Genomic DNA, 11,220 nt, shown 5'->3' with positions numbered 1-11,220 from the left:
GACAAGACCGCCCCCGACGCCTCTGTGCCGAGGGCGGAGAGCTTTACGCGCCGGGGTGTGGCATGGAGCCGCGGGACATTTTCTTCATGCAACCGGCCGGATCGGCCTTCATCATGTCGCAATCGCACTCGGCCATTTGCGCCGGTTTGTCCTTCACCCAGACGCGGACTCGCGACGTGGCATTGGACTTGTTCGGTCCCGGAACCTGGCGGGTCTGCCATTCATAACGGCCGCCCGATTGCACTTGGGCAAAAACGGGAGCGGCAAGCGTCGCTGCCGCGAGCGCGGCAACGGCAAAAAGCGGTTTCATGTTGAATTCCTCGGTTGAGAAAGCAAGAAAATGAGCGCCGAAACGGGTCGGCGGGCATCGTGCAATTCAGCCGAGAATTAGCGGTGGATTGGGTTCGGGCCCGAATGTCCGGCCATCCAGCGGCTGGATCGGTAGCGGGTCGAGCAGCCCTGTCATGTGAGTCGCCGCCACGATCAGCATGGGCGACGAAATGACGAGGGGCGGGAGCGCGCAACCCATCTTGGCAATGCAATCGAACGTCAGACCCTTGCAGGGCGCGTCGCCCTCGGATTTGTCCATTCCCATCATTTCGGCGCACTCGTCGCTCATCGACGTCGCCGCGGTTGTCGTATCGGACATCGGGATTGCCGGAGCAGACGCAAACGCGGCTTCCTGGCCGAGAAGGCCCAGCACAGCTCCGAAGAGAAGCAGCAGAGAAAGCCAACGTTTCACGGTCGAAGCATGTTCCTTGTCACTCCTGGCGTCAAACTGAAATTGCGGCGCCTGGACTGCTGCGTTGTTCGTGAGCAGCCCCTCCGCGGTTACACCCGGGCCAGATAATCCTTGCCCCGCCCGCCGCCATCAGGCCTTCGGCTTGCGCGAAGAACTGTGCAGGCTGATGATCCGCCATTTGCCGTCCGTCCACTTAAGCACGCTCGTCGCAACGCCATCACGTTCGACCGTTTCGCCGCTCGCGAGTATGATCGTGTAGGAATAGGTCTCGGTGGCGATCGCAACCTCGCCTTCGCCCCGCACCGAAACCTTATAGTCCTTGAAGGCGAAGGACCTGAACGCCTTGAGCTCGGGCGCGAGATGATGGTCGCGATAATGGGCGAAATTTCCTTCGACGCCGCCCGACTCGAAGATCTGGGCGTCGGGCGCGAACAGGGCTTCGACGCCCGACAGGTCGCGGCTCTCGATCGCCTGCTTATATTGCGCCAGCGTCGCGGCGGCCGCCTGATAATCCGGGGTTGCGGCCGCTTGGGCGGGAATCGCCATGGCCAGCGCCAGTCCGATCGCCGCTGCAATGAAACCTCTCATCCCCATTCTCCCTTTCTCAATACCCGCCGCCGAACGGCGCGGCGACGCTTCGATCAGATTTTCACGAACCGCAGCCGCAGCGAATTGGCGATCACGCTCACCGACGAGAGCGCCATCGCCGCGGCGGCGATGATCGGCGACAGGAGCAGCCCGAAGATCGGGTAAAGCACGCCCGCCGCCACCGGAATGCCCGCGGCATTATAGGCGAAGGCGAAGAAGAGATTCTGGCGGATATTCGCCATTGTCGCATGGCTGAGATGCCGCGCCCGCACGATGCCGAGGAGGTCGCCGCGCAATAGTGTGACGCCCGCGCTTTCGATGGCGACGTCGGTTCCCGAACCCATGGCGATGCCGACATCGGCGGCGGCAAGCGCGGGGGCGTCGTTGACCCCGTCGCCGGCCATGGCGACGATCCCGCCCTCTTCGCGCAGCCGCTGAACGACGGCGCTCTTCTGGTCGGGGAGGACGTCGGCCTCGACATTGTCGATGCCGAGCCGCCGTGCGATCGCCTCGGCGGTGACGCGATTGTCGCCGGTGAGCATGATGACCTTGATTCCGGCTTCGCGCAGCGCCGCGAGTGCGTCGCTCGTCGTCTCCTTGACCGGATCTGCGATAGCGATGACGCCGGCCGCCTTGCCGTTGACCGCGATGTAGATCGCCGTCGCGCCGTCAGTGCGAAGGCGGTCGGCCGCCGCGGCGAGTGCGCCCAGATCGACGTCATATTCTTCGAGAAAGCTCGCATTGCCAAGGACGATCGCCTTGTCGTCGACCGCCCCGACGATGCCCTTGCCGACCGGCTGGTCGACCCCCGATGGCTCCACCAGCGCGAGGCCGCGGTCTTCGGCCGCCCTGACGATCGCGGCCGCCAATGGATGTTCGCTGCTGCGCTCGAGGCTCGCGGCGATCCGCAGCACATCCTGCTCCTCGAAGCCGTCGGCGACTTCGATCGCGACGACCGAGGGTCTGCCTTCGGTCAGCGTCCCGGTCTTGTCGACGACGAGCGTGTCGACCTTCTCCATCCGTTCAAGCGCCTCGGCATTCTTGATCAGCACGCCGGCTTCGGCGCCGCGACCCACGCCGACCATGATCGACATCGGCGTAGCGAGGCCGAGCGCGCAGGGGCAGGCGATGATGAGCACCGAGACGGCGGCGATAAGGCCATAGGCCATGGCAGGCGCGGGGCCGAGAAGCGACCAGACAATGAAAGCGACAATGGCGACCACTATGACGCCGGGTACGAACCAGCCCGAAACGGTATCGGCAAGACGCTGGATCGGCGCCCGGCTGCGCTGCGCGTCGGCGACCATCTGTACGATCCGCGCGAGCATCGTATCGCGCCCGACCTTCTCGCTGCGCATGAGCAGGCCGCCGGTCTGGTTGATCGTCCCGCCGATCAGCGCCGCGCCGGCCTCCTTGGTCACCGGCATCGACTCGCCCGTGACCATCGATTCGTCCACCGTTCCGCGGCCTTCTGCGACGATGCCATCGACGGGGACTTTTTCGCCCGGACGGATGCGCAGCATGTCGCCGACCGCGACCTCCTCGAGCGCGACCTCTTCGTCGCTCCCGTCAGCGCGGACGCGCCGGGCGAGCTTCGGCGTCAGGTCAAGTAGCGCGCGGATTGCGCCGCTCGTCGTCTCGCGGGCCCTGAGTTCGAGCACCTGCCCGAGCAGCACCAGCACCGTGATTACCGCGGCGGCCTCGAAATAGACCGCGACCGAGCCGTCGGCGGCGCGGAAGGCTGCCGGGAAGATTTGCGGGACAATCGCCGCGATCATGCTGTAGCCCCAGGCAACGCCCGTTCCCATCGCAATGAGGGTGAACATGTTGAGGCTCTTGTTGCGGATCGAGAGCCAGGCGCGCTCGAAGAAGGGCCAGCCAGCCCATAAAACGACGGGGGTCGCGAGCAACATCTGGATCAAGTTGCTCGTCTGGCGGCCGACGACCTCGTGGAGGCCCGTCAAATGGCCGCCCATCTCAAGTGCAAAGACTGGAAGGGCGAGAAGGAGGCCGACCCAGAAGCGACGCCGCATGTCGTGATATTCTTCGCTGGGGCCGTCCGACGCGGTTGGCATGACGGGCTCGAGTGCCATGCCGCAGATCGGGCAGCTTCCAGGGCCGGGGCGTTGGATCTCGGGATGCATCGGGCAGGTCCAGATGGCCCCCTCGGGTGCGTCGGCTGCGGTCGGCTCGCTTTTTGCGGCGTAAAGATCGGGATCGGCCTCGAATTTGGCGAGGCAGCCCGCGCTGCAAAAATGATGATGGTTGCCGCCGTGCGTCGCCTTGTGCGGCGTGGTGGCCGGATCGACCGTCATGCCGCAGACCGGATCGGTGGTGCTCCCTCTGCCTTTTTCCGCGCCCTGATGATCGTGCATCGTCGCCGCTCCTGTACATGTAGGATGCCCGCTTGGTGGCGGGGCGTCCGAACGCCGCCGGCCGTGTTCGCCGTAGGCGGCTTTCCCTGACGGTTCCAGAATGAAGCCGCTCCTATCGATACGCAAGAAGAGCGGTTATCCCTCGGATTTTCTTTGCCCTGTGCAATCAGATCCGGGGTTTGTTGGCCTCGATGATCGCGATCGCACCGGTTGGCGTGCGAAACGTCTCAGGTTCGCGAACATCGCGAAAGCCGGCCTCTCTCATCAGCACCGGTAGCAATCCATCGGCATTGGGTTGGGTGTCTTGGACGCCATCGAGCTGCTGGATCGTCAGGCGGAACAGCAACCGCATGAGGCGGCTGCGCTGTTCCCCATAGTCCGCGACATAGAGTTTGCCGCCGGGTGCGAGCACCTGCCAGGCCTCGCGAAGCAGGCGTGCTTTTTCCTCAAGCCCGACCTGATGAAGAACGAGGCAAAGCGCTATCTTGGCGGGCGAAGGCCAGTCATCGATCGCCGAAGCCCCGAAAAAGCCAACACGAAACTCCGGCGGTGGAACAATCTGCGCGGTCTTGGTTTGGGCAATTCGCGTTGCTACTTCGTCGGGGTCGATGCCAAGATAGCGGACGCCCGGGCTATGGCGGGCGATCGCCAGCGCGAGATTGCCCGTACCCGAACCGATGTCGAGAATGACCTCTCCTTCGGCGAGCGCCATATGGTGAACGAGACGGTCGCGCCACACGCGCTCGCGCGTAGTCACCGCGACGCCGAAATCATAAAAGGGCGTCAGGAAGTGATATCCTGCCACTGGCGTGTAGGAACGCGCCTCGGGTATCGGGTCGGGCATGGCCGTCTCCTTTCGACGCTTTGGCTTGCCGCTGGATTGCGGCCACGCGCGGGTCTCGACGAGACGTTTAGGGGCGAGCTGGCGCGCCCGTCTTGAATGTTTCGCCGGAGCCAGGCGCATGCCGCTCAGGGCACGATTTCGAAAGCGAAGGCGCTGAGGCCAGCCGAAGGCGTCACTCCGAGCCATTGGGCGCAGCGGCGCGTGAAGTGTGACTGATCGGCAAAGCCTCCCGCCGCCGCGGCGTCGGCGAGACCTCCGCCGCCGACCAGCGTCCGCACTGCGCGCTGAAGCTGGAGCCATTGCAGCAATTTGGCCGGAGGCACGCCGAAGTCGCGGTTGACGATTTCGCGCAGGCGCGAGGGTGAGAGGCAGGCAACGTCGGCCAGGGCGCGGGCACTCGACAAATCATCAGGGGCCGCGAGCGCCTCGGACAGGCGTGCATCCACCGGATGCGCCCGCGACCGATCGAGATAGCCGGACGCCCAGCGCTTCGCGTCCGCGCCGCTTGCTTTCCCGTCGAGGCCGGCCAACTCACCCGGCGTCAACAGGATCGGCATCGATCCGACGGACAGCCCGGTGCCGGCACGAAAAAGCGGGTCGAGATAAAATGACCGCACGAGGGCGCCCGGCGGCCCCAGGCAGTGCCGGACTTGCGATGCTATGGCAACGGCGTGTCCGGCAGGGACTATCATGTCGGCGTCGCCGGAAATTTCGAGGTCGCGTTCGACGGCGAGGCTGATCTGATGCGCCACATGGCTATGGGGACGGCTGGTCCCGATGCGCGCATCGATCAATGCCCAGCCGGTCCCGAGCATGATCGAGCCGGACCAAGAGGCGGTGCTGAGCGTCAAACCGGATCGGCGGCGACGAAGGGTTCGAGCGTCCCGAACCAGGCAACCAGCGCGAGTATGGCGAGCGCGGCCGACGCTTCGATGATCAGGCTCCTGCGCATGGCCGCGAGCGCTGCATCTGGATCGGAATCGACGCTTTCTGCATCGTCGCCTGCAGCCGCCACCGCGAGCGCAGGCGTCAGTCGCCAGCGATTGGCGGCCGCGAGCGCAAGCATCAGTCCAAACAGCGCGAGCTTGGCAAGGAGCAATTGTCCATAGGGCGACGCGAGAGACCGGCCGAGATTCTCGGCGCCGACGATCATCTGGCTATTGATGAGGCCGGTGGCGGCGATGACGAGGACGCAGATCGTGCCGACGCGCGAGAATTGATCGAGGCTCCGCACCGCAATTTGGAGTCCGCCCGGCCATTCGCGGACATGGCGCGGTGAGATCAGGATCAGGAAGGCGCCGATCGCGCCGATCCAGACCGCGGCTGCGATCAGGTGCAAGATGTCGCTGATCCGGTGCACGGTGCCTACGGCACCTTCGGTCGCGCCGGCGTGGCCGGACCAGACCAGACTCGCGACGGCCACCGAGCCTGCGGCCGCGAGTACGGCGGCCGAAGTTGTCGGCCAGCGGACCATCCAGATCGGGACTGCCAGCGCGAGCAGCAGCGCTGCGCTCCGGTAGACCCAGGCTGTCCCGACGTCGGTCTCGCGTACAAGGTCCCAGAAAGGCTGGAGTTCCAGCGATAATAGGCTTACGCCCTGCATCGAAGCCGCGAGCACGCCCATTCCCAAGATGGAGAGAAGCAGTCCGGCGGTGCAGAGCCATCGCTCAGCGCGCCAGATCGCGGCCATCATCGACTGCGGCGCAAGGCGTTCGCTTCGGGTCAGCGCATAGAGCGGGAACGTCGCGAGGCCGGCGATGAGCATCAGGTCCGCGTAGAGCGCGAACCTGATGCCGATCAATAGGGGGTCGCTCACCGCCTTACTTGACGGTGAAGCTGAATTCGCTGCCCATACGATGCGTGTCGGCGCCCGCGGCCGACCAGCTGACCTTGTAGGTTCCGGGCGAGAGCGGCCGCTTGAGCATCAGCATCGCCGACTTGCCGTCCTTGCCCATCATCGACGAGTAAGGCACCTTCATCGGCGCGTGATTGGCCATGCCGGGCATTCCGGTCATGACCAGTTCGGTCTTGAGCGTCGAGGCGATCACCTTCTCGTTGAACTGCAAATTGACCGACGTCACTTTGGCAACGGTCGAATTGGCGGCCGGCGTCGAGCCGACGAGCTTTGTGTGCGCGTTGGCGGCGGCCGGCATAAGCAAGAGGGCAAAAGCGGCGGCAGCCGAGGGGAGAAGCGATTTGAACATGAAACACCTCCAATTGCGTGTCTGTCCTGCTAATACGCAGGATATTGGCATGGCCCTCAAATATTGTGCCATGATCGCGATGTGAGGGATGGCGCGCTTCGGCGCGTATTTAGGATTACGGAACAGCTGGAAGAGACGATCCATGGATGAGGAACTTCGCATTTTGAAACGGGTCGACTTGCCCGCTGCGCTCGATGCGCTCGACGACCGCGTCATGGGCGCGCTCCGAATCCGTCGCCGCGAAGCGGTGGCGATGCGCCGCATCATGGCACTTGCCGCTTTTGTCTCGCTCGGCGGCGGAATGGTTGCGGGAAGTGCGGTATCGCAGCCGGCGGTCGCGGCAAGCCCGCTCAGCCCCTTTGGCCCGTCGAGCGCTCTGGCCCCCTCGAGCCTGCTGGACACGCAATAGGATGGCATCACGCCGCCTCATCCTTGTGGGACTCATCGCATTCGCCGCGGCAATTGCGGGTGTCTTTGTGGGCCGCGCCGTATCCGACGCGCCGAAGGCGAGTGAAACGGAATTGCACGCGCTTCTTCACGGCGATCTCGATCTGACGGCGGCGCAGAAGGCGAAGCTGGATAAGATCGAAACCGACTTCACGGTGCGCCGCAGGGCGCTCGAGCTCGAGATGCGGGGCGCTAATGTGCGGCTTGCGCAGGCGATCGAGGCCGAACATGGCTATGGGCCGCGCGTCACCGAGGCGATCGACGAAACGCACCGGGTGATGGGCGATCTGCAAAAGGAAACGCTCCGGCATTTATTCGCGATGCGAGGGGTGCTGACCCCCGCCCAGGCGGAAATGTTCGACAAGAGCGTGGTCAAGGCGCTGACCGCCGACGCGCGGTGAATATCGACCTGACGCAATGTAGCGATCAGGAACTGGCGGCGCTTGCCGACACCCGCGGCGACGAAGTTTGTCGCGAATTTCTGCGCCGCTACAAGGCTGGTGTCTACCGACTGATCGTCAAGCAGATCGGCGATGCCGATGAGGCGCTGGATTTGACGCAGGAGACGTTCATATCGGGTCTGGCGGCGCTCGGCCGCTTCGATGGCGATCGCCCCTTCCGCGCGTGGATTGCCCGGATCGCGCTCAACAAATGTCGCGACTGGGCGCGCCGGCGCAAGGTGCGGGCCTTTTTTTCCCGCGCGCTTCCGCTCCAGAGCGCCCATCATGTGGCTAGCGATAGCCCTGCGCCCGACGCCGCGGTGACCGACAAACTTGAGATTGCGCGAGTGCGCCAGGCAATCGATCAATTGCCGAATAATTTGCGCGAGGTTCTGATACTGCGCGGCGTCGATGAGGTCAGCCAGGCCGAGACCGCCGCCATCTTGCAGGTGAGCGAGAAGACGGTTGAGACCCGCCTCTATCGCGCGCGGACGAAGCTCAGGGAATTGCTCGCAGGAACATGAACGTGCAGGATTGACCCATGGGCTGTTCGTTTCGCGTGGTAGCTATCTATCAAGAGCATTTTTGTTGAGGGACGGCCGTCTCGGCCGCGTATGGCTATAGGAAGAGTCAATAACGGTCGGAAAGAATATGCAGATGGAAAGGCGTCGTTTCGTCAGTGGAGCTTTGGGCGGAGGCGCCGCCGCGGCAATGGCCGCATGGTTCCCCGCTTGGGCCCAGCCGGTGTCTTCGGGCGCTACCGCTCCTGTTCCTACCGTATCCGGCAACGATATTACGCTGCGCATCGCGCGCCAGACGATGCGAATCGACGGAAAATTAAGCCGCGCAATAGGGATCAACGGCACGGTGCCTGCGCCGCTCGTGCGGCTCAAGGAAGGGCAGACCGCGCGCCTTACCGTTGTCAATGATCTCGACGAGGACAGCTCGATCCACTGGCACGGCATAATCCTGCCCTTCCAGATGGACGGTGTCCCCGGCATCAGCTTTCCGGGCATCAAGCCGCGCTCGACCTTTGTTTACGAATTCCCGGTCGTCCAGTCGGGCACCTACTGGTATCACAGCCACTCGGGGCTTCAGGAACAGCTTGGCCATTACGGGCCGATCGTCATCGATCCCGCCGAACCCGACCCTATCGGCTATGACCGCGAACATGTCGTGGTCCTTTCGGATCACAGCCAGCTCTCGCCCGAGGCGATTTTCCACAAGCTCAAGGTCGATCCCGGCCATTTCAACATGCAACGCCAGACGCTTGCCGGCCTCCTCGCTGGCAAGGACCAGCCGCTCGCGGAGCGCATCGACTGGGGCAAGATGCGCATGGATCCAACCGACATCGCCGACGTGACCGGATCGACCTATACCTATCTCGTCAACGGCCATGGTCCGAAGGATAATTGGACCGCGCTGTTCAATCCCGGCGAACGCGTGCGGCTGCGGATCATCAACGCCTCGGCCATGTCGATCTTCAACGTCCGCATTCCCGGCCTTTCGATGACCGTCGTGCAGGCCGATGGATTGAATGTCGTCCCGGTCGCGATCGACGAATTCCAGATCGGTGTGGCCGAAACCTATGATGTCATCGTGACCCCGGTCGAGGATCGCGCCTACACGCTGGTCGCCGAGGCCAATGACCGGTCGGGCATGGGGCGGGCGACGCTGGCGCCGCGAGCCGGGATGGTCGCCGAAGTGCCGCCGCTTCGCGAACGTCCGCTCGCGACGATGAAGGATATGGGCATGGGCGACATGGACATGTCGGGCGGTTCGATGGCGGGGATGGACCATGGCGGCGGCGACATGGGCGTCATGCCGATGCCCGCGAGCGACCCGTCCTGCCCTCCCGAACATGCCAAGATGGGCCATTGCACCCCCGCCGGCGAAGGCGGCGCGATGGCGGGCATGGATCATAGCTCTGGCGGCATGCAGCACAGCATGCGTGATTTCAGTGTCGCGCCGCAGGTCAAGCGCGACCCGAGCGTCCAGACCATCTCGCCGATGCCGATGGATCGCATGGGCGAGCCGGGTCAGGGGCTCGAGGATGTCGGTCACCGGGTTCTGACATACCATGATCTTGTCGCGCTCGAGCGCAACCCCGATGTGCGCGCCGCGTCGCGCTCGCTCGACATTCACCTCACCGGCAACATGGAGCGTTTCATGTGGTCGTTCGACGGTATCAAGATGTCCGACTATCACGAACCGATCCCGTTCATCGAGGGCGAGCGGGTGCGGATCAATCTTATCAACGATTCGATGATGAGCCACCCAATCCATCTGCATGGCCATTTTTTCGAACTGGTCACGGGGAAAGGCGATCATGCGCCGCGCAAGCATACGGTGCTCGTCCAGCCGGGCGGGATCGCGAGCTTCGATCTGACCGCCGACGCGCCCGGCGACTGGGCGTTCCACTGCCACCTTCTCTATCACATGCACGCGGGGATGATGCGTGTTGTCAGCGTCCGTCCGAAGGAGGAAGCGCAATGACCCGGATCGCGCTTCTTCTGTCGGGAATCGCTCCGCTTGCTTTCGCCGTTCCGGCTGCTGCGCAGTCGATGGACCATTCGATGCACGGTTCGAAACCCGCTGCCGCTCCTGCGCCCGATGTGCCGGTTGAAGTGCCGATGGACCATGACAGCATGCAAGGCATGGACATGGCACCCGAAGCCCCGACCTGCCCACCAGAACATGCCGCGATGGGTCATTGTACCCCGAAGGCCGACACCGGCGATACAATGGCCGGGATGGAAAATATGCCCGGAATGGAGGCGATGCCGGGGATGGACGGCGCGAGCGGAACGGACTTGCCGCCGGGCGATGCCGTCGCCCCGGCGCCCCCAGGCGACTGGTATGCCGACCGCATCTACCCGAAAGCCGAAATGGAACGGTCCCGGCATGCCATGATGGAGGAAAACGGCGGGCAAACCCTCGCTTTCATCAGCTTCAACCTCGCTGAATATCAGGCGCGCAAGGGCCGGGACGGTTTTCGCTGGGACGGAGAGGCCTGGTATGGTGGCGATATCAACCGGCTGACGCTCAAGAGCGAAGGCGAGGGCGTGTTCGGCGAGGGAGTCGAAACCGCCGAGGTGCAGGGGCTCTATAGCCGGGCCATCGGCCCCTATTTCAACGCACAGGCCGGGATCAGGCAGGATCTTGGACCTGGCCCCGACCGCACCTATGCGACGATCGGTTTCGAGGGACTCGCCCCATATTGGTTCGAGGTCGAGGGTGCGCTGTTCCTTTCGAACAAGGGCGATCTTCTTGGCCGCCTCGCGGGCTATTACGACCAGCGCATTACTCAGAAGCTGATCCTGCAGCCGATGGCCGAGTTTAATTTTGCCCTTCAAAATGTCCCCGAAACCGGAACCGGCTCGGGTCTCTCCGATCTCGAGCTGGGGCTTCGCTTGCGCTACGAGGTTGTGAAGGAGTTCGCGCCCTATGTCGGCATCGAATGGGCGCGCAAGGTCGGCGACACGGCGCGTTTCGCCCGTGCTGCAGGCGAGGACGCGAGCAGTTTCAGCTTCGTGATGGGGGCGCGGGCCTGGTTCTAGGTGACATGCGGGATGGAAGC

At 63.9% G+C, this 11,220-nt stretch carries 13 protein-coding genes; 5 read left to right on the top strand and 8 right to left on the bottom strand.

Annotation, left to right across the window (positions count from 1 at the left end):
* Nucleotides 1-43 precede the first annotated feature (43 nt).
* The 8 genes from U0S50_RS15340 to copC all read right to left on the bottom strand — a co-directional run bounded on the left by U0S50_RS15340 (nt 44) and on the right by copC (nt 6,753).
* Nucleotides 44-310, bottom strand: a complete 267-nt coding sequence (locus U0S50_RS15340) for a hypothetical protein (RefSeq protein ID WP_186401294.1) — start codon at nt 308-310, stop codon at nt 44-46.
* A 66-nt stretch (nt 311-376) separates the two neighbouring features.
* A complete protein-coding gene (locus U0S50_RS15335; protein WP_186401293.1) occupies nt 377-742 on the bottom strand; it encodes a hypothetical protein in 366 nt (121 codons plus the stop codon).
* A 129-nt stretch (nt 743-871) separates the two neighbouring features.
* The gene (locus tag U0S50_RS15330) at nt 872-1,330 is read right to left on the bottom strand and encodes a YybH family protein (protein ID WP_217373002.1); all 459 of its coding nucleotides are present in this window, start codon (nt 1,328-1,330) and stop codon (nt 872-874) included.
* 53 nt (nt 1,331-1,383) lie between these two features.
* On the bottom strand, nt 1,384-3,705 hold the full coding sequence (locus tag U0S50_RS15325) for a heavy metal translocating P-type ATPase (RefSeq protein WP_217373003.1): 2,322 nt from the start codon (nt 3,703-3,705) through the stop codon (nt 1,384-1,386).
* Nucleotides 3,706-3,871: 166 nt separating this feature from the next.
* Nucleotides 3,872-4,549: a class I SAM-dependent methyltransferase gene (locus tag U0S50_RS15320; RefSeq protein WP_322309574.1), complete on the bottom strand. Its 678-nt coding sequence runs from the start codon at nt 4,547-4,549 to the stop codon at nt 3,872-3,874.
* A 125-nt stretch (nt 4,550-4,674) separates the two neighbouring features.
* The gene (locus U0S50_RS15315; protein WP_217373004.1) at nt 4,675-5,364 is read right to left on the bottom strand and encodes a helix-turn-helix domain-containing protein; all 690 of its coding nucleotides are present in this window, start codon (nt 5,362-5,364) and stop codon (nt 4,675-4,677) included.
* Between the two features lie 32 nt (nt 5,365-5,396).
* On the bottom strand, nt 5,397-6,350 hold the full coding sequence (copD, locus tag U0S50_RS15310) for a copper homeostasis membrane protein CopD (RefSeq protein ID WP_286750441.1): 954 nt from the start codon (nt 6,348-6,350) through the stop codon (nt 5,397-5,399).
* Between the two features lie 19 nt (nt 6,351-6,369).
* Nucleotides 6,370-6,753 carry a copper homeostasis periplasmic binding protein CopC gene (gene copC / locus U0S50_RS15305; protein ID WP_217373006.1) on the bottom strand — a complete coding sequence of 128 codons (384 nt, stop codon included), beginning with the start codon at nt 6,751-6,753 and terminating at the stop codon, nt 6,370-6,372.
* Between the two features lie 142 nt (nt 6,754-6,895).
* Here copC and U0S50_RS15300 point away from each other — a divergent pair, with 142 nt between their 5' ends.
* The 5 genes from U0S50_RS15300 (at nt 6,896) to U0S50_RS15280 (ending at nt 11,200) form a co-directional block, all read left to right on the top strand.
* Nucleotides 6,896-7,162, top strand: coding sequence for a hypothetical protein (locus U0S50_RS15300; RefSeq protein WP_217373007.1), 267 nt, complete (start codon nt 6,896-6,898; stop codon nt 7,160-7,162).
* Nucleotide 7,163: 1 nt separating this feature from the next.
* Nucleotides 7,164-7,601 carry a periplasmic heavy metal sensor gene (locus U0S50_RS15295; protein ID WP_217373008.1) on the top strand — a complete coding sequence of 146 codons (438 nt, stop codon included), beginning with the start codon at nt 7,164-7,166 and terminating at the stop codon, nt 7,599-7,601.
* Nucleotides 7,598-8,164 (top strand): RNA polymerase sigma factor, encoded by a 567-nt coding sequence (locus U0S50_RS15290; protein WP_217373009.1) that lies wholly within the window; start codon nt 7,598-7,600, stop codon nt 8,162-8,164. Before U0S50_RS15295 ends, U0S50_RS15290 begins: the two co-directional genes overlap by 4 nt.
* Before the next feature lie 127 nt (nt 8,165-8,291).
* A complete protein-coding gene (locus U0S50_RS15285) occupies nt 8,292-10,136 on the top strand; it encodes a copper resistance system multicopper oxidase (protein WP_217373010.1) in 1,845 nt (614 codons plus the stop codon).
* Nucleotides 10,133-11,200, top strand: a complete 1,068-nt coding sequence (locus U0S50_RS15280) for a copper resistance protein B (RefSeq protein ID WP_217373011.1) — start codon at nt 10,133-10,135, stop codon at nt 11,198-11,200. The genes U0S50_RS15285 and U0S50_RS15280 overlap by 4 nt, the downstream gene beginning before the upstream one ends.
* Nucleotides 11,201-11,220 lie beyond the last annotated feature (20 nt).

The organism is Sphingopyxis sp. (assembly GCF_034380315.1).
In the GTDB taxonomy this organism is placed as follows: Bacteria; Pseudomonadota; Alphaproteobacteria; order Sphingomonadales; family Sphingomonadaceae; genus Sphingopyxis.
This window is presented reverse-complemented; position numbering and strand designations above follow the sequence as displayed.